We start from the raw sequence: 1,013 nt of genomic DNA, 5'->3' as shown, positions 1-1,013 counted from the left end.
CGCCGTACGATCGGCCTGTGCATGATCGTTAAAAATGAAGTTTCTGTCATCGAACGTTGTCTTGCCAGTGTCCGGCCATGGCTGGATTTCTGGCTGATTGTGGACACAGGCTCCACGGATGGCACGCAAGCCAAAATACTGGAAATCATGGCGGATATGCCCGGCGAACTGCATGAAAGGCCCTGGCGCAATTTCGGCGCCAACCGTACAGAAGCAATCCAGTTACTGGGGAAGCGCACCGATTATTTGTTTGTCATTGACGCGGATGAAATCCTGCATATTCCGCAAGGGTTCAGCCTGCCTGAACTGGAAGCAGGCGCATATTCTCTGGAAATGAAACATGCCAATTTACGCTATCAGCGGGTCTGCCTGATCCAAACCGCGCTTGAATGGCGCTATGAGGGGGTGCTGCACGAGTATTTGAAATCGGATCACGAATGCGAAAAGATCAGGATGTCCGGCCCCTATGTCGAGTACACAACGGAGGGTGCGCGCAGCCGCAACCCCGACAAATACCGGGAAGACGCGGCCATACTGACGGAAGCGCTCAGGAATGAGCCCGATAACGTCCGCTACGTGTATTATCTGGCGCAAAGCTGGCGCGATGCGGGAGAATTACAGCTGGCCCTGGAAAATTACGACAGGCGCGCCCAAATGGGCGGATGGGAGGAAGAAGGCTGGCATGCCGAATATCAGGCAGCCACTCTGGCCGAAGCAACCGGGCAGGAGAGCGCGATTGTCATCAAGAGGTATCTGGATGCCTATAACCGCCGCCCTGCTCGTGTCGAACCACTCGTTCGGCTGGCAATCCATTTCAGGTTGCGCAAACAGTATCATAACGCGCTGATGATCATGAGCCAGGCAATGCAGATTCCAGTAAGTACAGATACTCTTTTTGTGGAAATCCAATACTATCAATGGCGCCGGATAGACGAATATGCTCTGGCTCTATACTGGACCGGAGATAAAGCCCGGTGCAAGGAAATGTACTTATCACTTCTGAACGATCCGGA

General features: G+C 53.3%; 1 protein-coding gene. It reads left to right on the top strand.

Annotated elements, in window-relative coordinates:
• Positions 1 to 21 precede the first annotated feature (21 nt).
• Positions 22 to 1,013, top strand: a 992-nt coding sequence (locus KJA68_RS08310; RefSeq protein ID WP_213036474.1) for a tetratricopeptide repeat-containing glycosyltransferase, incomplete at its 3' end; no start/stop codon positions are given.

It is taken from the genome of Candidatus Nitrotoga fabula (assembly GCF_905221025.1).
GTDB classification, from domain to species: domain Bacteria; phylum Pseudomonadota; class Gammaproteobacteria; order Burkholderiales; family Gallionellaceae; genus Nitrotoga; species Nitrotoga fabula.
The sequence above is the reverse complement of the archived record's forward strand: the minus strand, read 5'-3'. Positions and strand labels throughout refer to the sequence as shown.